This window comes from Stappia sp. 28M-7 (assembly GCF_014252955.1).
Classification (GTDB): Bacteria; Pseudomonadota; Alphaproteobacteria; order Rhizobiales; family Stappiaceae; genus Stappia.
Genome location: NZ_JACMIA010000001.1, coordinates 2486677 through 2506934, shown reverse-complemented (window position 1 = coordinate 2506934; position 20258 = coordinate 2486677). Strand labels below are relative to the sequence as shown.

The window sequence follows — 20258 nt, the reverse complement described above, 5'->3', positions numbered from 1 at the left end:
CACATGGCCGGCCGTGGACAGGGCATCGTCATTCGCGACGCGCATTTTCCCGGCCGGGCTCCCATCGAGGCCTATGGCAATGGCGGCTTCCGCTTTGCCGGCATGTCGCATCGCGGCTCGATCCTGTGCGTTCCCAGCGGCATATACGGCTTTGCCGACCTGCCGCCGAAGCAGCTCGACCGGCAGGCGCTGGAGCGCGTCTTCCAGGAGGTCGCGGATATCGAGGTGCTGCTGGTCGGCACCGGGGCGGATCTCGTGCCGCTGACCGCCGACCTGCGCGCGGCCGTGCGGGAAGCCGGCATCATGGCCGATCCGATGTCCACCGGCGCGGCAGTCAGGACCTACAATGTGCTTCTTTCCGAGGACCGGGCGGTTGCCGCGGTCCTGCTTGCGGTCGACTGACCGGCTCCGGCCGGCTGCCGTTCTGCTATCTTCTGCCGGTTCCGGCCTCCCCATTTCCCGTTCGCGCGCTAGGTGTCCCTGAATGTGGGCCAAGGATGGCACGGGGGACGGCCATTGCCTCTCCCTCGTGCGCAAGTTCGACTTCGACCGTTACCTGTCGCTGCTCTACACCGGTGGAGCGTCGCGGGACGGGCTTGCCGCGCTCTATGCGTTCAACATGGAGATCGCGCGGGCGCGCGAGATCGTCTCCGATCCCATGCCCGGCGAGATCCGCTTCCAGTGGTGGCGGGACACGCTGGAGGCGCCGGCGGGCGCCGATGTCGACCAGCATCCGGTCGCGGGCGCCATCCGGCAGACCATTGCCGCCAATTCCCTGCCGCTCGCACCCTTCATCAACCTGATCGATGCGCGGGTCTTCGATCTCTACGACGATCCGATGCCGACGCTCGGCGATCTGGAAGGCTATGCGGGGGAAACCTCGTCGGTGCTGATCCAGCTGGCCGCGATGATCCTGTGCCAGGGGCGCGATCCGGGCACGGCGGAGGCGGCCGGCCATGCGGGCGTCGCCTATGCCATCACCGGCCTTTTGCGCGCGCTGCCCTGGCATGCCCGCCGCCGCCAGCTCTACCTGCCGGGGGACCTGCTCGACGCGCATGGCGTCGACCGCGAGCGCGTGTTCGCGGGCGAGGCGACACCGGAGCTCAAGGCGGCCGTCGCCGATCTGGTCGCCATCGCCCGCCAGCATCTCGGCGCCCTGCGCGAGCGCATTGCCGAGTTGCCGCGCGAGGCGATCCCCGCCTTCCTGCCGGTGTGTCTGGCCGAGCCGCTGCTGTCGCGTATCGAGCGGCGCGGCGAGGATCCGCTCAACTCGGTGGTCGATCTGTCGCCGCTGGCCAAGCACTGGATCCTGTGGCGCTCGTGGCGCCGCGCGTGCAAGGGCAGCCGCACCTCCATCGGCTAGGGCTGGTCGGCGCCCGGCGCCCTTAACATCGACTTCAGCTTTCTCCTCCAGGCTCTCCGCCGGGTTCGGAAATCGGCGGCAGCCGGCTTGGGCGGGGACAATATTTTGCGAAGCGGTACAGACGGATTTCGGTCGGCATGCGGACGCCGGTTTGCCTGGCTTGGCGCCTTGGCGCTTCTGCTGGTCGTCGTGGGGCCGCTTGCCGGTCCTGCAGGGGCACAGGATGCCGGGCTTCAAACCCCGGCGCAGCAGGCCCCGCTGCAGCAGCAGGGCGCTCCGAGCGAGGCCGGCGAGAGCTCCTCCCTGGAGGTGGAGAGCGAGATCAGGAGCCGCATTCCCGATCTCCAGCGCCTGTTCCGCGACTATCCCATCGCCCCGCCGGACACATCCAGCCCGCGCGCTGCGCTGGAGAGTTTCCTCCTGCTCATGCACGAGGCCAGCCGGCTCTGGATCGAAGTGCGCGACGATTTCCAGGGCAGCGGCAACTTCTTCCTCTCCGAACAGCAGCACCGGCAGCTCGCCGTCGTGCGGATGTTCATCGACAAGGCGGGCGAGGTCTTCGACCTTTCGGATATCCCGCAGACGGCGCGTGCGAGCACCGCCGTGGAAATCACGCTCCAGTTCCAGGAGATCCTGGACCGCATCTATCTGCCCGATCTCGACAACGTTCCGGGAGAGGCGGCGGGCACTTTCCTGGATGCACAGGAGGCCGCCAACCTGCCGGCCCGCTGGACGCTGCCCGGCACGGATCTCGTCATCGCCCAGGTGGGGACCGAGAAGGGCGAGGTCCGCTACCTTGTCTCCCGCCAGACGGTTGCCCGGATCCCCGAGGACTACGAGGCGGTCAAGCTGTTTCCCTCGCGCTCGGATTCTGGTGAGGACCTTTATGCCTATTACATCTACACGCCCGGCACTCTCGTGGCGCCGCGCTGGTACGATCTCATTCTTGCCGGGCCGGACTGGCTTCGCGGCCAGTTCGGCAACCAGGCTGTCTGGCAGTGGATCGCGCTGGCGCTGCTTGTTGCCGTAGCCGTTTCCGTTCCGCTCGGGCTGCAGCGCTGGAACCGCTGGCGGGCGGTGCCTCTCTCCGACGTGCGCCGCCGCCTGCGGCGGATGCAGCATCCGCTCTGCCTGTTCCTGACGGCGCTCGCCTTCCGGTATCTGGCCGAGGTTCAGGTGAACATCACCGGCGACCCGATGATCGTCGTCGGCGCCGTCTGCGAGGCGTTGCAGTGGGCGAGTGTCGCCTGGTTCGCCTATCAGTCCGTCGATCTGCTGGCGAGCTGGGTGATGAAGAACCCGGCCGTGCCGGCCGCAAGCCTCGATTCCAGCCTGCTGCTCTCGGCCTTCCGCTTGGTCGGCTTCGCGCTCGCCGTCGTACTGCTCGGCTATGGCGCCACCCGGATCGGCATTCCGGTCTACGGCGTTATCGCCGGCCTCGGCGTTGGCGGCCTGGCCGTTGCGCTTGCCGCCCAGCCGACGCTGGAAAACCTCATCGGCGGCGTCATCCTCTATGCCGACCGGATGGTGCGGGTGGGGGAATATTGCGAGTTCGAGGGACTTGCCGGCACCGTCGAGGCCATCGGCATCCGCTCCACGCGCATTCGCGCGCTCGACCGCACGCTGATCACGGTCTCGAACTCCGATCTCGCCAGGCGCAAGATCGTCAACTTCAGCCGGCGGGACCGTCTGCTGTTCCGCCACACGCTCGGCCTGCGCTACGAGACCGAATCCACGGCGATGCTTGCCGTGATCGATGCGATCCGCAGCTACCTGATGGGGCATCCGAGGGTGATGGACCAGGTGGCGCTGCGGGTCTCGTTCGTGGGCTTCGGCGCCTATTCGCTCGATATCGAGCTGTTCACCTACATCTCGACGGCCGACCGGGTCGAGTTCCTCACGATCCAGGAAGAGCTGCTGGTCGAGATCGGCACCATCGTGCGGGCGCACGGCTCCGATTTCGCATTCCCCTCGACGACGACCTATTTCGGCCGCGACGGCGGGCTGCCCAAGGCCGAGGCGCGTTCGGGCGATCCGGCGGCGCAGGACAGCATGCAGGCCGCCCCGGCGGCCTGAGCGGCCGCCGGTCTGGTACTACATGCCTTGTTTGTGCGCGGCCGCTTTCGCCTATTCGGCGGCGTCGCGCACGGGTACGGTGCCGGCAATCCAGCGGCCGAAGTCCTCGCGCGCGCGGCGGGTCATCGCCAGCTTCTTGGCCTTGGTCTTGTCCTTGCCCTTCAGCCGGCGGCCGTCCTCGTCGGTCTTCGGCGCCTCGATGGGCGGGAACAGGCCGAAATTCACGTTCATCGGTTGGAACGAGCGCGGGCCCGGCTCCTCGCGTAGGATGTGGCCGCCGGTGATGTGGTCGATCAGGGCGCCCATCGCTGTGGTCGCCGGCGGCGGGGTGCAGGCCTCGCCGAGCCGCTCGGCGGCCGCGAACAGGCCCGCCATGCAGCCGACGCTCGCCGATTCCACATAGCCCTCGCAGCCCGTCACCTGGCCGGCAAAGCGCAGCGCCGGCCGCGCCTTCAGCCGCAGCGTGCCGTCCAGCAGCTTCGGCGAGTTGAGGAACGTGTTGCGGTGCAGGCCGCCGAGCCGCGCGAAGACGGCGTTTTCCAGCCCCGGAATCATCCGGAACACCTCGAGTTGGGCCCCGTGCTTCAGCTTGGTCTGGAAACCGACCATGTTGTAGAGCGTGCCGAGCGCGTTGTCCTGGCGCAGCTGGACGACCGCGTACGGCTTTTGATCCGGCTTGTGGGCATTGGTCAGGCCCATCGGCTTCATCGGCCCGTGGCGCAGGGTCTCGCGGCCGCGCTCTGCCATCACCTCGATGGGCAGGCAGCCGTCGAAATAGGGCGTGTTCTCCTCCCACTCCTTGAACTCCGCCTTGGGGGCGGCGATCAGGGCGTCGATGAAGGCGTCGTACTGTGCCTTGTCCATCGGGCAGTTGATGTAGTCCTTGCCCGATCCGCCGGGGCCGGGCTTGTCGTAGCGCGACTGGAACCAGCAGGTGTCGAGGTCGACGCTGTCGAAATGCAGGATCGGTGCGATGGCGTCGAAGAAGGCGAGGGCATCCTCGCCGGTTGCCTCCAGGATCGCCTGCGACAGGGCAGGCGAGGTCAGCGGCCCGGTGGCGATGATGACGCTGTCCCAGTTCTCGGGCGGCAGGCCGGCGATCTCCTCGCGCTGGATGGTGATCAGGGGATGGGCCTCCAGCGCGGCGGTGACGGCGGCGGCAAAGCCGTCGCGATCGACAGCGAGCGCCCCGCCGGCCGGCACCTGATGCGCATCGGCGCTGGCCATGATCAGCGAGCCGGCGGCGCGCAGCTCGGCATGCAGCAGGCCGACGGCGTTGTAGTCCGCATCGTCCGAGCGGAACGAGTTGGAACAGACCAGCTCGGCAAGGTCCTGCGTCTTGTGCGCATCGGTGCCGCGCACCGGGCGCATCTCGTGCAGCACCACCGGCACGCCGCGCCGGGCAAGCTGCCAGGCTGCCTCCGAACCGGCAAGGCCACCGCCGATGACATGAACTGGCTGCATCTCGCTTCACTCTCCGCGCTGTCGTTTCCCGCCGCAAATGCCGGCCGGGCGTGTCCGTTTCAAGGCGCTGACTTAGCGCGTCCCCTTCCATCAGGCAAACGCTGGAAGGATAACAGAGGGGACAACGGTCAGGGGAGCGCAATGATTCGGGATGCGGACGCGAAACGGCGGGGCATGGCGCCGCGCGGCAAGGTGCTGCTGGCGCTCGCCGGCCTGCTGCTGGCCGGCTGTGCCGGACAGGCCTCCGGCAATATCGGCGGCTGGTACTCGGCACGCGGGGCCGTCGCCCCGTCGGGCACCCGCATCTATGTCTGCCATGCCTTCGGCTGCGCGCGGAAGACGCCGTTCGATTTCTCGCCCGCCCATATGCGCCGGTTCAAGGCGATCCTGGCCAAGGGGCGCAAGTCGCCCGCGGCCGAGCGCGCCGCCATCGCCGAGGCCATCGCCTGGTCGGAACGGACCATCGGCCCGGTCGTCGGCTCGGACAAGGATGTCGGCGGCTACGATCTGCACAATGCCGGCGTGCCGGGACAGATGGACTGCATCGACGAGGCGACAAACACGACCAGCGTGCTGAGCGTGTTGGCCCGCGCCGGCTATCTCGCCCACCATCAGGTGGCGAGCCCGGTGGCGCGCGGCTTCTTCCTCGACGGCCGTTATCCGCATGCAACCGCGGTGGTGCGCGAGACCAAGGGCGGTGCGGCGTTCGCGGTCGATTCCTGGCCGGAGGCAAACGGCATCAAGCCGGTGATCATGCCGCTCGATGCCTGGTTCGCCGAGCGCAGCTGACGCCGCCCTCCCGATTTTCCGCAGGGCACCGGGACCAGTTTCCGCAAAGGGACCCTGCAAGATCTGCAGGCAGTCGCTTTCGCTTTTTTCCAGGCGAAAGCGGCCTCAAGCTTGCGCGCGGTGAGTAAGGCGCAAGCATGTTTTGAGGTCAAACAGGTTCGGAAAAGAAAAAAAGCAAGGCACTAGGCCTTGCTTTTCAGGTTTCGCGTATCGCACCTTCGTTCGCCAAAGGCAAAAAAGATCTGTTTCGGCGGGCAGCAGTCAGTTACGACGCGCCAGAAGGCTCTTCCTCCCAAGACTCAGACCGCGATGTCTGTTTTTTGGCAAAGTAAGCCTTGCGGCTTCTTGCCTTCTTATGAGGACGGACCATAACGCATCGTTATCCTCTTGTCACCATTTTGTGCAAGAGCAGCCCAATTTTTTTGCGGGGTGGGGGTTGAAGTCGCGCGGCTGAAAACGGGTCGCGCGATTTTCGCGGTTTCGCGCCATCTTCCGCGCCGGCGGGACTTGTGTTTTCCGGGCGCATGCGCTTTCACTGCGCAAACTTCAGGCGTTGCACTCGCGCGCCGTTCCTGCCAGCCAAAGAAGTCCGAGAAGCACGCCGATGCGCCTGTCCCGCACCTTTCTTCCCATTCTCAAGGAAACGCCGAAGGAGGCGGAGATCGTCTCGCACCGGCTGATGCTGCGCGCGGGTCTGATCCGTCAGGAAGCGGCCGGCATCTATGCCTGGCTGCCGTTCGGCCTGCGGGTCCTGCGCAAGATCGAGCAGATCGTGCGCGAGGAGCAGAACCGGGCCGGTGCCCAGGAACTCCTGATGCCGACGATCCAGCCGGCCGACCTGTGGCGCGAGAGCGGGCGCTATGATGCCTATGGCAAGGAGATGCTGCGCATCGCCGACCGGCACGAGCGCGAGATGCTGTACGGGCCGACCAACGAGGAGATGATCACCGACATCTTCCGGGCCTCGGTGCGCTCCTACAAAGACCTGCCGATGAACCTCTACCACATCCAGTGGAAGTTCCGCGACGAGGTGCGCCCGCGCTTTGGCATCATGCGCGGCCGCGAGTTCCTGATGAAGGACGCCTATTCCTTCGATCTGGACAAGGAAGGCGCGCGCCATGCCTACAACCGCATGTTCGTCGCCTACCTGCGCACCTTCGCCCGCATGGGCCTGCAGGCGATCCCGATGCGCGCCGATACCGGCCCCATCGGCGGCGACATGAGCCACGAGTTCATCATCCTGGCCTCCACCGGCGAGAGCGAGGTGTTCTGCGACAAGGCGATCCTCGACCTGCCGATTCCGGGCGAGGACACCGACTTCGACAGCGACCTGACCCCGGTCATCGATGCCTGGACCACGCCCTATGCAGCGACCGACGAGATGCACGACGCCAGCGCCTACGAGGCGATCGCGGAAGATGCGCGCATGTCGGCGCGCGGCATCGAGGTTGGCCATATCTTCTATTTCGGCACCAAGTATTCCGAGCCGATGGGCGCCAAGGTCGCCGGGCCCGACGGTGTCGAGGTGCCGGTGCATATGGGTTCCTATGGCGTCGGCGTGTCGCGTCTGCTGGGCGCGATCATCGAGGCGCATCACGACGAGGCGGGAATCAAGTGGCCGGCCTCGGTCGCCCCGTATCATGTGGGTCTGATCAACCTGAAGCCGGGCGATGCGGAGTCCGATGCGGCCTGTGCCGATCTGGAGCGCCAGCTGACGGCCGCCGGCATCGAGGTGCTTGTGGATGACGTCGACACCCGGGCGGGTGCGAAGTTCGCGACAATGGACCTCATCGGCCTGCCGTGGCAGCTTATTGTCGGACCGCGCGGCCTCAAGGAAGGCGTGGTCGAGCTCAAGAACCGGGCAAGCGGCGAGCGCAGCACGGTTTCGCCACAGGAGGCTGTCACTCGTCTCGTCGGCGAGCTGGCGTCCTGACCAGGGGCCGGCCCTGCGGGGCCGGCATCCCCTCAGGTGGCGGGCGCTCCGCCGCCGGACGAGACTGCCCGGGCAAGACCGCCCGGTTGTGACTGGCACAGGGAATCGGAATGAACGCAGCCGCAAAGCCTGGGGCCGGGTCGGCGAAGTCCGTCGACACGCCGGCCTTCGCCCGGTTCGAATGGATGCTGGCAGGGCGGTATCTCCGCTCGCGGCGCCGCGAGACGTTCATTTCCGTTATCGCCGGTTTCTCCTTTCTCGGCATCATGCTGGGCGTTGCGACGCTGATCATCGTCATGGCGGTGATGAACGGCTTCCGCGGCGAGCTCCTGTCCAAGATCCTCGGCATCAACGGTCATCTGCTGGTGCAACCCATCGGCAGCGAGCTCGACGACTATGATGCGGTCGCCGCCCGGATCGAGAATCTCGAGGGCGTCACCTTCACGCTGCCCTTCGTCGAGGGGCAGGCGTTGATTTCCGGTCCTTCGGGCGCGTTCGGCGCCTTGGTGCGCGGCGTGCGCGAGGCCGACATGGTCAAGCTGCCGCTGGTCGCCAGCACGGTCAGCGTCGGCACGCTAGAAGGCTTCGACACGGCCGGCGGCCTTGCCATCGGCACGCGCATGGCCCGCCAGCTCGGCGTCACCGTCGGCGATACCGTCACGCTGGTCGTGCCGCGCGGCAATGTCACCGCGCTCGGCGTCACTCCGCGGGTGAAAGGCTATCCGGTGCGCGCGATCTTCGAGATCGGCATGTCGGAATACGACGGCACCATCGCCTTCATGCCGCTGGAGGAGGCGCAGCTCTTCTTCAACCAGGAGGGCATCGTCACCGGTATCGAGGTCTTCACCGACGATCCCGACAGCGTCGGGCCGATGCGGACCGCCGTCGAGGAGGGGGCGGGACGGCCCGCCTTCGTCAGCGACTGGCGCGCGCGCAACATGACCTTCTTCTCCGCGCTCGAGGTCGAGCGCAACGTGATGTTCCTCATCCTCACGCTGATCGTGCTGGTGGCGGCGCTCAACATCATTTCCGGCATGACCATGCTGGTGAAGGACAAGGGCCGCGATATCGCCATCCTGCGCACGATGGGCGCAACGCGCGGCACCATCCTGCGCGTGTTCCTGATCACCGGCGCCAGCATCGGCATCGTCGGCACGCTGGCCGGCTTCCTGCTCGGCTTCATCGTCTGCCTGAATGTCGAGAGCATCCGCCAGGGCATTTCCTGGCTGACCAGCACCGAGCTGTTTTCGCCCGAGCTCTATTTCCTCAGCCGCCTGCCGGCCGACATGGACACGGGCGAGACCTTCACCGTCGTGGTGATGGCGATGGTGCTGTCGCTGCTGGCGACCCTCTATCCCGCCTGGCGGGCTGCCAGGCTCGACCCGGTCGAGGCGCTGAGATACGAATGACCATGGCTCCCGAACAGGAACAGGCCCAGATCGACGCACTCGGCGACCTGCCGCTGGTGCTTGCCGGCATCAACCGCAGCTTTCGCGAGGGCGAGGGCCAGCTGGATATTCTGATCGACGCCAACCTTGCGCTTCATCCGGGCGAACTCGTTGCGCTGGTCGCGCCGTCGGGCGCCGGCAAGTCGACCCTGCTGCACATCGCCGGGCTGCTGGAGCGGCCCGACAGCGGCGAGGTCTATGTCGGCGGGCGGCCCTGCGGCAGCATGGAAGACGCCGACCGCACGCGCATGCGCCGCACCGAGCTCGGCTTCGTCTACCAGTTCCACCACCTGCTGCCCGAGTTTACGGCGCTGGAAAACCTCGTCATCCCGCAGTTGATCCGCGGGCTCGACAAGCGCGAGGCCGAGGAGCGGGCGAGCCAGCTGCTCGACTACATGCGCCTCGGCAACCGGGCGAGCCATCGCCCGTCCGAGCTTTCGGGCGGCGAGCAGCAGCGCGTTGCCATTGCCCGCGCCGTCGCCAATGCGCCGCGCGTTCTGCTCGCCGACGAGCCGACCGGCAACCTCGACCCCGGCACCTCCAGCTACGTGTTCGATGCGCTGGTGGCGCTGGTGCGCGCCTCCGGCCTTGCCGCGCTGATCGCCACCCACAACATGGAGCTGGCGGGCCGCATGGACCGCCGCATCACCCTGCGCGACCAGCAGATCATCGAGCTCTGACGCCGTCACGGCGATCCTTCCGCGGTCACCCCGCCCCCTCGGCCGTCACTCCGGCCAAGCGAAGCGCGTGCCGGGGTCCATTCGTTTCCATTGCGGTGGTGAGGAAACGTCGACGCGCACCCACACTCGGCCTGTCGTCCCGGTTTCGGCAAAGCCGAAGACCGGGACCCAGTAACCCCAGATCGTGCGACCCGAGCCTCTCCCGCGCCTATCCCGGTTGCATCCGGCACTCGCCTCTCTTTCATCCTCCCGGACGCACAGCCTTTCCTTTCGTCATCCCGGGCAAGGCGAAGCCGCGACCCGGGACCGGCGAGCCGAGGGCCCGTCGAAGGCACTCCCGAACAACACGGTTCTGGCTCCCTGATCCCGGCTCGGCGCTGCGCGCCGTCCGGGATGACGACCTGAGAGAGAGGCGCGACCCCGCATCCCCTCTGCCGTCAATTCGATCCCTCCGCCGTCACCCCGGACGAGCATCGCGAGATCCGGGGCCTATTGGCTTCCAGAGCGGTGGCGAGGGCACGCTGACGCGCACCCACACTCGGCCTGTCGTCCCGGTTTCGGCAAAGCCGAAGACCGGGACCCAGTAACCCCAGATCGCGCGACCTGAGCCGTGACGTTGCCGCGAGCGCCTCTCTCCGAGGGGCATCCGCTTTCGCAAACCCACACGCCCCAGCGGATACTGGATGCCTGCCTTCGCAGGCATGACAGCTGAGGGTGGGTGAGCGCCTCCCGCCTCATGCTCGCCAGGGGCACCTCTGGGCTCCGCCTCCGACCCTGCGCCCGGTTTAACCGTGCGCTAACCATGAGTCGTTCCGCCAGAATGACGGGGGTTGTGAAAAGAACAAAACGTGAACATACTCGAATTATCGAGAGTTCACCGAGAGTTCCTGGGCAAGGGAGGCTACTATGTTCGATGAGTTCCGCGACAGTTTTCAGGATCTGGCCGCATTGGCGGCGCTGACCCTGTTCGGCACCACGATGCTGCTCTGGAGCAGCGCCATTGCCGAGCTGCTGACCGCCTGACCATCTGACGGGCTCGCCGTCCGCCGGTGGTTCTCGCCGGTCCGCGAATTGGCAGTGCATGGCGTGCCCATATCTGGGGATCGGCGGGCAGGGCGGGTCGACATCGGGGAGCGGACGGGAAACACTGTCCGCTCGACCACAGGCGGCCGCCTTTCCCGATCGCGCAACAGCCCTGATCGCGTGCGCGCCGCCTGTCATTTTCGGCAGGCAGCAACGGCGGGCAAAAAGATGAGCGATCCCGGCTTCGTCCATCTCAGGGTCCATTCGGCCTATTCGCTTCTGGAAGGCGCGCTGCCGATCGGCAAGCTCGTCGGGCTTGCCAGCGGCGACGGCCAGCCGGCGCTCGCCATCACCGACACCTCCAATCTCTTCGGCGCGCTGGAGTTTTCCGACAAGGCCTGGGGCGCCGGCATCCAGCCGATCACCGGCGTGCAGCTTGCCGTCGATTTCGGCGATGGCGGTGTGCGCAAGGGGCGGGGCACCGAACATCTCGGCGACGTGGTTTTGCTGGCCGCGACGGACGAGGGCTACGGCAACCTGATGGACGTGGTCAGCCGCGCCTATCTCGACACCGACCCGTCCATGCGCGCCCACATCCCGATCTCGCGGCTGGAGGATCGCTCGGCCGGCGTCATCCTGCTCACCGGCGGCGTCGGCGGGCCGGTCGGCCAGGCGCTGGTCGCCGGCGAGCCGGACAAGGCCCGCGCGCGGCTGGAGCGGCTGGCGGCAGCCTTCGGCGACCGCCTTTATGTGGAGCTGCAGCGCCACGACATGCCGGAGGAGATTGCCAGTGAGGCCGAGACCATCCGGCTGGCCTACGATCTCGGGCTGCCGCTCGTCGCCACCAACGAGCCGTTCTTCGCCACCGCCGACGATTACGAGGCGCATGACGCGCTGATCGCGATCTCGGAAGGCCGGGTGATCATCGAGGACGACCGCCGCCGCCTGACGCCGGAGCATCGCTTTAAGACGCGCGCGGAAATTATTGAACTGTTTGCGGATTTGCCGGAGGCAACCGCCAATACGGTGGAGATCGCCCGGCGCTGCCATGCCCGGCCGATGAAGCGCTCGCCGATCCTGCCGCAGTTCGCCGGCGCCTCCGCCGATCCGGAAGCCGCCTTCATCGCCGAGGTCGAGGAGCTGCGCCGCCAGGCGCGCGAAGGCCTGACCGGCCGCCTCGAAGCGCATGGCCTTGCCGAGGGCGTCAGCGAGCAGGACTACTGGGACCGGCTCGACTACGAGCTCGGCGTCATCGAGCGCATGCGCTTTCCCGGCTACTTCCTGATCGTTGCCGACTTCATCAAGTGGGCGAAGGCGCAGGATATCCCGGTGGGGCCGGGCCGTGGTTCTGGTGCGGGCTCTTTGGTCGCTTGGTCACTGACCATTACCGACCTTGATCCAATGCGTTACGCGCTTCTGTTCGAGAGATTTCTTAATCCCGAGCGCGTGTCGATGCCGGACTTCGACATCGACTTCTGCCAGAACCGGCGCGAAGAGGTCATCCGCTACGTGCAGCGCAAGTACGGGCGCGAGCAGGTGGCGCAGATCATCACCTTCGGTACGCTGCAGGCACGCGCCGTGCTGCGCGACGTCGGCCGCGTGCTGCAGATGCCCTACGGCCAGGTCGACCGCCTGTCGAAGATGGTGCCGGCGGTGCCGGGCCAGCCGATCACGCTGGAACAGGCGATCCGCGACGAGCCGCGCCTGCAGGAGGCGCAGCGCGAGGAGGAGACGGTCGCGCGGCTGCTTGCCATGGCGCAGAAGCTGGAGGGGCTCTACCGCCACGCCTCGACCCACGCCGCCGGCGTCGTCATCGGCGACCGGCCGCTGGAGCAGTTGGTGCCGCTCTACCGCGACCCGCGCTCCGACATGCCGGTCGCCCAGTTCAACATGAAGTGGGTCGAGCAGGCGGGTCTGGTGAAGTTCGACTTCCTCGGCCTGAAGACGCTGACGGTGATCGACACGGCGGTGAAGCTGATCGCCGACAAGGGCATCACCGTCGACATGGCGGGCCTGCCGATGGACGACCCGGCGACCTACCGGCTGCTTGCGGCCGGCGAGACGGTCGGCGTGTTCCAGCTGGAAAGCCAGGGCATGCGCCGGGCCATCGCCGGCATGAAGCCGGATCGGTTCGAGGACATCATCGCGCTGGTGGCGCTGTACCGTCCCGGCCCGATGGACAACATCCCGGTCTACAATGCGGTCAAGCATGGCGAGCAGGAGCCGGACTATCTGCATCCGCTGCTCGAGCCGATCCTGAAAGAGACGAACGGCATCATCGTCTACCAGGAGCAGGTGATGCAGATCGCCCAGGTGCTCTCGGGCTACTCGCTCGGCGAAGCCGACCTGCTGCGCCGCGCCATGGGCAAGAAGATCGCCTCGGAGATGGAAGTGCAGCGCGCGCGCTTCGTCGAGGGTGCGGTCGAGCGCGGCGTCGACAAGGGGCAGGCGGGCACGATCTTCGACCTCGTCGCCAAGTTCGCGAATTACGGCTTCAACAAGTCGCACGCCGCCGCCTATGCGCTCGTCTCCTATCAGACGGCCTGGCTGAAGGCGAACCACCCGGTCGAGTTCATGGCCGCGTCGATGACGCTCGATCTCGGCAACACGGACAAGCTCAGCGACTTCTGCGTCGAGGCGCGGCGCATGGGCATCAAGGTGCTGCCGCCCTCGATCAACCGCTCCGGCGTGCATTTCACCGTCGAGGGCGAGAAGATCCGCTACGCTATGGGCGCGATCAAGGGCGTGGGCGAGGGGGTGATGGAGCACATCATCGCCATGCGCGAGGAACGCCCGTTCTCGAGCCTCGGCAATTTCTCCTCGCGGGTGAACGCGCGCCAGCTCAACAAGCGGACGCTGGAAAGCCTCGTCAATGCCGGCGCCTTCGACGAGCTGGAACCCAACCGCGCGCGGCTCGTTGCCGGTCTCGATCGCATTATCGGCGTTGCCCAGCGGACCGACGAGGAAAAGAGCAGCGGCCAGAACGACATGTTCGGCGGCGGCGAGGAGGGCGAGGAGGTGCATCTGCCCGACGCGCAGGCCTGGCTGCCGGAGGAGCAATTGCAGCGCGAGCAGGCGGCCATCGGCTTCTATCTCTCCGCCCATCCGCTCGATGCCTATCGCCCGCTGCTGGAGCGCATGCGCGTGCAGATGTGGAGCGAGTTCTCGCAGGCGGTGAAGCAGGGCGCCTCCGCCGGCCGTCTCGCCGGCACGGTGCTGGCGCGCCAGGAGCGCAAGACCCGCTCGGGCAACCGCATGGGCATCGTCCGCCTGTCCGATCCTTCCGGCCAGTTCGAGGCACTGCTGTTTTCCGAGGCGCTGGCGCAGTTCCGCGATGCGCTGGAGCCGGGCGTCTCGGTGGTGCTTCTGGTCGGGGCGGACATGCGCGACGACGAGCCGAGCCTGCGAATCCAGTCGGTGCGCCCGCTGGAGGAGGAGGCCTCGCGCGTGCAGAAGAGCCTCACCGTCTTCCTGCGCAACGAGCAGGCCGTGTCGCGCCTGTCGCGGCACCTGGGCGACCGGGGCGACGGCGAGGTCAGCGTCGTGGTGCTGTGCGGCGACGGCAACCGCGAGGTCGAGGTCAAGCTGCCGGGCGGCTACCGTCTGACGCCGCAGATGGCCGGCGCAGTCAAGACCATTCCGGGCGTTGTCGAGGTGCAGCTGGCCTGATCGGGCCGGGCGGGGGGGCGTCCGAAAAGGCGCGCCCACCCGCATCCCCTCGGTCGTCACCCCGGACGAGCATCGCGAGATCCGGGGCCTATTGGCTGCCAGAGCGGTAGCGAGGGTGCTCTGACTCGCGCTCACTCACTGCCTGTCGTCCCGGTTTCGGCGTAGCCGAAGACCGGGATCCAGTAACCACGAGCGGTCGCGACTGAATCCTCGACGCTGCTGCAGCAAGGCCGGAGGCTGCCGCCTTCGTGCCACTACACGCCCAGGCGGATACTGGATACCTGCCTTCACAGGTATGACAGCCCGAGACAATGGCGCGCCCTCGAGATGCGAACGGCTCTCTCCTTCGCACCTGCTGCCCGCCAGCCCTTCTCCTTCGTCATCCCGGGCAAGCATTGCGCGACCCGGGACCGGAGAGCCGAGGGCCTTTCGGATGCGCGCCGACAGCGACTCACGCCCCTTCGCGACAGCACCACACCCTCTCGCCAACCGCATCTTTCTGCGGCAGGCAAGGCAAAAGGCGGGCCGGCAGGGCTTGTCTTGTTGCGCGCGTGTCAGTATAAGGCGCGCATTCCACACGCAGGGTCGGTTTTCGTCACGGACGGGGTCCATCCGGTGTCGGTGCTTGAGCACTGCCACACCCTGCGGAGGTACAACCGGAAAATCAAGGAGTTGCAAGGCCATGGCCCTGCCCGATTTCACGATGCGCCAGCTGCTGGAAGCCGGTGTCCACTTCGGCCACCAGAAGCACCGCTGGAACCCCAAGATGGGGAACTACATTTTCGGCGTGCGCAACAACATCCATATCCTGGATCTCGCCCAGACCGTGCCGCTGCTGCACCAGGCGCTGAAGACCGTGTCCGACACGGTTGCCGCCGGCGGTCGCGTGCTGCTGGTCGGCACCAAGCGTCAGGCCCAGGAGTCGGTTGCCGACGCGGCCCGCCGTTCGGCCCAGTACCATGTCAACGCCCGCTGGCTCGGCGGCATGCTGACCAACTGGAAGACCATCTCCCAGTCGATCCAGCGTCTGCGCAAGCTTGAAGAGACCCTCGGCAACCCGAGCGGCCTCACCAAGAAGGAGCGCCTGTTCATGGACCGCGAGCGCGAGAAGCTCGAGCGGAACCTGGGCGGCATCAAGGACATGGGTGGCCTGCCGGACCTGATCTTCGTGATCGACACCAACCGCGAGGCCATCGCCATCCAGGAAGCCAAGCGTCTTGGCATCCCGGTCGCCGCGATCGTCGACAGCAACTGCGATCCGGACGGCATCGACTACCCGGTTCCGGGCAATGACGACGCCGGTCGTGCGATCACCCTGTACTGCGACCTGATCGCGCGCGCTGCCATCGACGGCATTTCCCGTGCCCAGGGCGGCATGGGCATCGACGTCGGCGCGGCCGAGGAGGCTCCGGTGGAGCCGGCTCTGGAAGCTGCCGAGGCGGCTCCCGCGGAAGCGTCCGCAGAAGCTCAGGCCTGACGGGATAGACCCGGGCCGGCGGAAACCATCCGCCGGCTGCCGCCTTTCCGGCGGCGCCTGTCATCATTCTTAAGTATGGCCTCGGCTACAGCTGCCGGGGTGACAACCCGTCAACGAGGCAATCTATGAGCATTACCGCTGCGATGGTGAAGGAGCTCCGCGAGAAGACCGGCGCGGGCATGATGGACTGCAAGGCAGCCCTCACCGAGAACAACGGCGACATGGAAGCGGCCATCGACTGGCTGCGGACCAAGGGTCTGGCCAAGGCCGCCAAGAAGGCCGGCCGCGTGGCCGCCGAGGGTCTGGTCGGCGTCGCCGCCGAAGGCACCAAGGCCGCTGTCGTCGAGCTGAACTCCGAGACCGACTTCGTCGCCCGTAACGATGCGTTCCAGGCGCTGGTCTCCGGCACCGCCAAGGCGGCCCTGTCGGTCGGCGGCGATGTCGAGGCTCTCGGCAACGCGACCTTCCCGGGCTCGTCCAAGTCCGTCTCCGATTCGATCAAGGACGCCATCGCGACCATCGGCGAGAACATGTCGCTGCGCCGCGCCGCCGTCCTGTCGGTTTCGGCCGGCGTCGTTGCGACCTATGTCCACAGCGCGATCGCCGACAACCTCGGCAAGATCGGCGTGCTGGTGGCGCTCGAGTCGGAGGCTGATGCCGCCGAGCTCGCCGCGTTCGGCCGCAAGGTCGCCATGCATGTTGCCGCGACCAACCCGCTGTCGCTGAGCGTCGAGGACCTCGATCCGGAGGTCGTGGAGCGCGAGCGTCAGATCTTCGCCGAGCAGGCGCGCGAGTCGGGCAAGCCGGAGAACATCATCGAGAAGATGGTCGAGGGCCGTCTGCGCAAGTTCTACGAGGAAGTCACCCTCGTGAAGCAGGCGTTCGTGATCGACCCGGACAAGACCGTCGAGCAGGCCGTCGAGGCGTGCGGCAAGGAGCTGGGCAAGCCGGTGAAGCTGGTCGGCTTCGTGCGCTATGCGCTCGGCGAAGGCATCGAGAAAGAAGAGACCGATTTCGCCGCGGAAGTCGCGGCGGCCGTCGGCAACTAAGTCCAGAGGGGCGCCGGTCATTCCGGCGCCCTTCTTCTATGCGCGCAAGCCCGTCCGACGGATCGGCTTGCGTTTTCGTGTCTAGTGAAGACACACTGCCCTGATCACGACGAGAAGAACAATGACGGGAAAACTCCGCTGGCGACGCGTGCTGGTCAAGCTCTCGGGCGAGGCACTGATGGGCTCGCAGGACTTCGGCATCGACCCTGAGACGGTCGGCCGGGTGGCAAAGGAAATTGCCGAGGCGGTGTCGCTCGGCGCCCAGGTCGGCGTCGTCGTCGGCGGCGGCAACATCTTTCGCGGCGTGGCCATCGCCGCCAAGGGCGGCAACCGGGTCACCGGCGACCACATGGGCATGCTGGCCACGGTCATGAACTCGCTGACGCTGGCCGACGCCCTGCGGCGCCTCGGCGTTCCGGCGCGCGTTCTGTCCGCCGTGCCGGTGCCCTCGATCTGCGAGACCTTCACCCAGCGCGGCGCCGAGCGCTACATGGAAGACGGCGACGTGATCGTCTTCGCCGGCGGCACGGGCAATCCGTTCTTCACCACCGACAGCGGCGCGGCACTGCGCGCGGCCGAGATGCGCTGCGATGCCTTCCTGAAGGGCACCAGCGTCGACGGCGTCTATTCGGACGATCCCAAGAAGGTGCCGGACGCCGAGCGCTACGACACCCTCACGCCCGGCGAGGTGCTCGGCCGCGACCTCAAGGTGATGGACGCGACCGCCATCGCGCTGGCCCGCGACAATGCCATTCCGGTCATCGTGTTCTCGATTCGCACGCCCGGCGCGCTGGTCGACGTGATGAACGGCTCCGGCCGCTACACGGTCATCGCCGACTAGCAGGACCGGCGGCGCCGCATCGCGGCAGCCCGAAGCACGCCCTGTGAGGGCCCGCAGGCGGTTGCGCCTGCGGGCCCTTCTTGCAAAAGCGCGTGCAGGGCCTTGCCTTTGTGGCCACCGTCATGGAAATAAGACGCGACGGTTTCGCGCCCCGAGGATTTGTCCGGGGCGTTGCTTCGACAAGAGAGGACAAGATGGCGGACCAGGGTATCGATTTTGGCGACCTCGAGCGTCGTATGAACGGCGCCATCGGCGTGCTGAAGACGGATCTCGCCGGCCTTCGCACCGGCCGCGCCTCTGCCAACATGATGGATCCGATCACGGTGAACGCCTACGGGTCCGAAATGCCGATCAACCAGGTGGCGACGGTGAGCGTGCCCGAGCCGCGCATGATCTCCGTGCAGGTGTGGGACAAGTCGATGGTCGGCGCCGTTGAGCGTGCCATCCGCGAATCCAACCTCGGCCTGAACCCGGTGGTCGACGGCACGACGCTGCGTCTGCCGATTCCGGAGCTCAACGAGGAGCGCCGCAAGGACCTTATCAAGATCGCGCACAAGTATGCCGAGCAGTCCAAGGTCGCCGTGCGCCACGTGCGCCGCGATGGCATGGACACGCTGAAGAAGCTGGAAAAGGACGGCTCGATCAGCGAGGACGACAGCCGCGTTCACGCCGACAAGGTCCAGAAGATGACCGACGAGATGATCGCGGAAATCGATTCCATGCTGGCGAAAAAGGAACAAGAAATCTCCCAGATCTGACCCCAGGATCCGGTTCGATCCAAGTGGCGGGGAGCATGAGATGACGGTGACGGCTGGCCTTGACGTGTCCGCCCCGGCCGAAGCCGGGGAGCGGATCGTTGTGCCGCGGCATGTCGCCGTGATCATGGACGGAAACGGTCGCTGGGCGGTCTCTCGCGGACTGCCCCGCACCGAAGGGCATCGGGCCGGCGTCTCGGCCCTGCGGCGCACCGTCAAGCACGCCGCCCGGCGCGGCGTCGAGGTGCTGACGATCTTCTCCTTCTCCTCGGAGAACTGGAGCCGGCCGGCCGCCGAGGTCGGCTTCCTGATGGCGCTTCTGGAGCGCTTCGTGCGGCGCGACCTTGCCGAGATCCACCGCGAGAACGTGCGGGTGCGGATGATCGGCGAGCGTAGCGGCCTGTCGTCCTCGATCCTGTCGCTGATCGAGGAGGGCGAGCAGCTCACCCGCGACAACACCGGCATGGTCCTCGTCGTCGCCTTCAACTACGGCGCCCGCAACGAGATGGTGCGCGCCATGCGCGCCCTGGCCTCGGATGTCGCTGCGGGCCTCATAGCGCCCGGCGACATCGACGAGGCGGCAGTGTCCGCCCGGCTCGATACGGCCAGCCTGCCGGATCCCGATCTCGTCATCCGCACCAGTGGCGAGCAGCGGCTGTCCAACTTCCTGTTGTGGCAGTCCGCCTACAGCGAATTCTACTTTCCCGACCTGCACTGGCCGGACTTCGACGAGGCGGCCTTCGACCGCGCGCTCGAAGCCTATTCGGCCCGCGAGCGCAGGTTCGGAGGCCTTTCGGCGAAAGCCGCCAGATGACCGGCGGGGCCGCGGGGGGAGGCAGGCCCAAGGCGAGCGAGCTGAAGCTGCGGGTGATTTCGGCCCTGCTGCTGGCTCCGGCCGTGCTTGCGATCGTCTGGCTGGGCGGCTGGTTCTTTGCCGCCGGCGCCGCGCTTTGCTCCATGATCCTCCTGCAGGAGTGGACGGTCATCGTCCGGGCGACGCGGCAGCGTGCGGCCATTGTCGTTGCCGTCGTCGGCATCGCCCTGATGCTGGTCGCAGCGGCGCTTTCGCTGACCCCGCTGGCGCTGGGGCTTGCCTTCGCCTTCGCCGCGCTGCTCTGGGTGTGGGGACAGGTGTCGGGCGAGGCGCCCGTCGGCTGGATGGGCACCGGCGTGCTCTATGCCGGCCTTACCGGCGTTGCGCTCATCGCCTTCCGGCTGGGGTCGGAAGGTTTCGTGATGATCCTGTTCTTGTTTGCCGTCGTATGGGCAACCGACATCCTGGCCTATTTCGTCGGCCGGCGGCTCGGCGGACCGAAGCTGTGGCCGCGCGTGTCGCCGAAGAAGACCTGGAGCGGGGCGCTCGGCGGGCTGGCTGCCGCGCTTGTCGTCGGCGCGGCGATGGGTGCCCTGGTCGGGCGCGTGCCGGTGTCGCTCTGGATCGTGTCGGCCGGCGTCCTGTCGGTCTTCTCCCAGGCCGGCGACCTGCTGGAATCGGCGCTGAAGCGTCATTTCGGCGTGAAGGATTCCGGCCATATCATTCCCGGCCATGGCGGCGTCATGGACCGGGTCGACGGCCTGACGGGCGCCGGCGTGGTCGGCTACCTGGTGGCGGCCGTCCTCGCCGGCTCGCTGGTCGATCCGGTCGGTGCGGTGATCGCCCTGCAAGGGTATTGAGATCTTGAAGATGCAAG

15 protein-coding genes are annotated in these 20258 nt (G+C 67.1%); 14 read left to right on the top strand and 1 reads right to left on the bottom strand.

Features of this window, described 5'->3' with window-relative positions; translation table 11 throughout:
• Positions 1-3 precede the first annotated feature (3 nt).
• The 3 genes from H7H34_RS10985 to H7H34_RS10975 all read left to right on the top strand — a co-directional run bounded on the left by H7H34_RS10985 (position 4) and on the right by H7H34_RS10975 (position 3439).
• Positions 4-402 (top strand): Mth938-like domain-containing protein, encoded by a 399-nt coding sequence (locus tag H7H34_RS10985; protein WP_120267867.1) that lies wholly within the window; start codon positions 4-6, stop codon positions 400-402.
• A gap of 82 nt (positions 403-484) precedes the next feature.
• Entirely contained in the window at positions 485-1363 is an 879-nt protein-coding gene (locus H7H34_RS10980) for a phytoene/squalene synthase family protein (RefSeq protein WP_120267868.1), read from the top strand.
• A 168-nt stretch (positions 1364-1531) separates the two neighbouring features.
• Positions 1532-3439, top strand: coding sequence for a mechanosensitive ion channel family protein (locus tag H7H34_RS10975; RefSeq protein ID WP_185925213.1), 1908 nt, complete (start codon positions 1532-1534; stop codon positions 3437-3439).
• A gap of 51 nt (positions 3440-3490) precedes the next feature.
• Here the strand turns inward: H7H34_RS10975 and trmFO are convergent, their stop codons facing one another.
• Positions 3491-4903, bottom strand: coding sequence for a methylenetetrahydrofolate--tRNA-(uracil(54)-C(5))-methyltransferase (FADH(2)-oxidizing) TrmFO (trmFO, locus tag H7H34_RS10970; RefSeq protein ID WP_185925212.1), 1413 nt, complete (start codon positions 4901-4903; stop codon positions 3491-3493).
• A gap of 141 nt (positions 4904-5044) precedes the next feature.
• Here trmFO and H7H34_RS10965 point away from each other — a divergent pair, with 141 nt between their 5' ends.
• From H7H34_RS10965 to H7H34_RS10915, 11 genes are all read left to right on the top strand, one after another.
• On the top strand, positions 5045-5692 hold the full coding sequence (locus H7H34_RS10965) for a hypothetical protein (protein ID WP_245165049.1): 648 nt from the start codon (positions 5045-5047) through the stop codon (positions 5690-5692).
• 604 nt (positions 5693-6296) lie between these two features.
• Positions 6297-7625 (top strand): proline--tRNA ligase, encoded by a 1329-nt coding sequence (proS, locus tag H7H34_RS10960; RefSeq protein WP_185925211.1) that lies wholly within the window; start codon positions 6297-6299, stop codon positions 7623-7625.
• Positions 7626-7735: 110 nt separating this feature from the next.
• Complete coding sequence (locus H7H34_RS10955; protein WP_209006202.1) at positions 7736-9034, top strand: lipoprotein-releasing ABC transporter permease subunit; 1299 nt, start codon at positions 7736-7738, stop codon at positions 9032-9034.
• Positions 9031-9753: an ABC transporter ATP-binding protein gene (locus tag H7H34_RS10950; RefSeq protein ID WP_371811383.1), complete on the top strand. Its 723-nt coding sequence runs from the start codon at positions 9031-9033 to the stop codon at positions 9751-9753. The genes H7H34_RS10955 and H7H34_RS10950 overlap by 4 nt, the downstream gene beginning before the upstream one ends.
• Before the next feature lie 1251 nt (positions 9754-11004).
• Positions 11005-14445 carry a DNA polymerase III subunit alpha gene (gene dnaE / locus H7H34_RS10945; protein ID WP_185925210.1) on the top strand — a complete coding sequence of 1147 codons (3441 nt, stop codon included), beginning with the start codon at positions 11005-11007 and terminating at the stop codon, positions 14443-14445.
• Positions 14446-15127: 682 nt separating this feature from the next.
• Positions 15128-15922, top strand: a complete 795-nt coding sequence (rpsB, locus tag H7H34_RS10940; protein ID WP_120267873.1) for a 30S ribosomal protein S2 — start codon at positions 15128-15130, stop codon at positions 15920-15922.
• 125 nt (positions 15923-16047) lie between these two features.
• Positions 16048-16971: a translation elongation factor Ts gene (gene tsf / locus H7H34_RS10935; RefSeq protein ID WP_120267874.1), complete on the top strand. Its 924-nt coding sequence runs from the start codon at positions 16048-16050 to the stop codon at positions 16969-16971.
• 121 nt (positions 16972-17092) lie between these two features.
• The gene (gene pyrH, locus H7H34_RS10930) at positions 17093-17812 is read left to right on the top strand and encodes a UMP kinase (protein WP_067215266.1); all 720 of its coding nucleotides are present in this window, start codon (positions 17093-17095) and stop codon (positions 17810-17812) included.
• Positions 17813-18006: 194 nt separating this feature from the next.
• Positions 18007-18570: a ribosome recycling factor gene (gene frr / locus H7H34_RS10925; protein WP_067215265.1), complete on the top strand. Its 564-nt coding sequence runs from the start codon at positions 18007-18009 to the stop codon at positions 18568-18570.
• Positions 18571-18610: 40 nt separating this feature from the next.
• Entirely contained in the window at positions 18611-19381 is a 771-nt protein-coding gene (locus tag H7H34_RS10920; protein WP_120267875.1) for an isoprenyl transferase, read from the top strand.
• The gene (locus H7H34_RS10915; RefSeq protein WP_185925209.1) at positions 19378-20241 is read left to right on the top strand and encodes a phosphatidate cytidylyltransferase; all 864 of its coding nucleotides are present in this window, start codon (positions 19378-19380) and stop codon (positions 20239-20241) included. The genes H7H34_RS10920 and H7H34_RS10915 overlap by 4 nt, the downstream gene beginning before the upstream one ends.
• Positions 20242-20258: the final 17 nt, after the last annotated feature.

What these genes read in the sequence shown, in the direction of transcription:
- H7H34_RS10985 (WP_120267867.1), top strand. Translation starts at nt 4, where the DNA reads ATGGCCGGCCGTGGACAGGGCATCGTCATTCGCGACGCGCATTTTCCC.
- H7H34_RS10980 (WP_120267868.1), top strand. Translation starts at nt 485, where the DNA reads ATGTGGGCCAAGGATGGCACGGGGGACGGCCATTGCCTCTCCCTCGTG.
- trmFO (WP_185925212.1), bottom strand. Translation starts at nt 4,903, where the DNA reads ATGCAGCCAGTTCATGTCATCGGCGGTGGCCTTGCCGGTTCGGAGGCA.
- H7H34_RS10965 (WP_245165049.1), top strand. Translation starts at nt 5,045, where the DNA reads ATGATTCGGGATGCGGACGCGAAACGGCGGGGCATGGCGCCGCGCGGC.
- proS (WP_185925211.1), top strand. Translation starts at nt 6,297, where the DNA reads ATGCGCCTGTCCCGCACCTTTCTTCCCATTCTCAAGGAAACGCCGAAG.
- H7H34_RS10955 (WP_209006202.1), top strand. Translation starts at nt 7,736, where the DNA reads ATGAACGCAGCCGCAAAGCCTGGGGCCGGGTCGGCGAAGTCCGTCGAC.
- H7H34_RS10950 (WP_371811383.1), top strand. Translation starts at nt 9,031, where the DNA reads ATGACCATGGCTCCCGAACAGGAACAGGCCCAGATCGACGCACTCGGC.
- dnaE (WP_185925210.1), top strand. Translation starts at nt 11,005, where the DNA reads ATGAGCGATCCCGGCTTCGTCCATCTCAGGGTCCATTCGGCCTATTCG.
- rpsB (WP_120267873.1), top strand. Translation starts at nt 15,128, where the DNA reads ATGGCCCTGCCCGATTTCACGATGCGCCAGCTGCTGGAAGCCGGTGTC.
- tsf (WP_120267874.1), top strand. Translation starts at nt 16,048, where the DNA reads ATGAGCATTACCGCTGCGATGGTGAAGGAGCTCCGCGAGAAGACCGGC.
- pyrH (WP_067215266.1), top strand. Translation starts at nt 17,093, where the DNA reads ATGACGGGAAAACTCCGCTGGCGACGCGTGCTGGTCAAGCTCTCGGGC.
- frr (WP_067215265.1), top strand. Translation starts at nt 18,007, where the DNA reads ATGGCGGACCAGGGTATCGATTTTGGCGACCTCGAGCGTCGTATGAAC.
- H7H34_RS10920 (WP_120267875.1), top strand. Translation starts at nt 18,611, where the DNA reads ATGACGGTGACGGCTGGCCTTGACGTGTCCGCCCCGGCCGAAGCCGGG.
- H7H34_RS10915 (WP_185925209.1), top strand. Translation starts at nt 19,378, where the DNA reads ATGACCGGCGGGGCCGCGGGGGGAGGCAGGCCCAAGGCGAGCGAGCTG.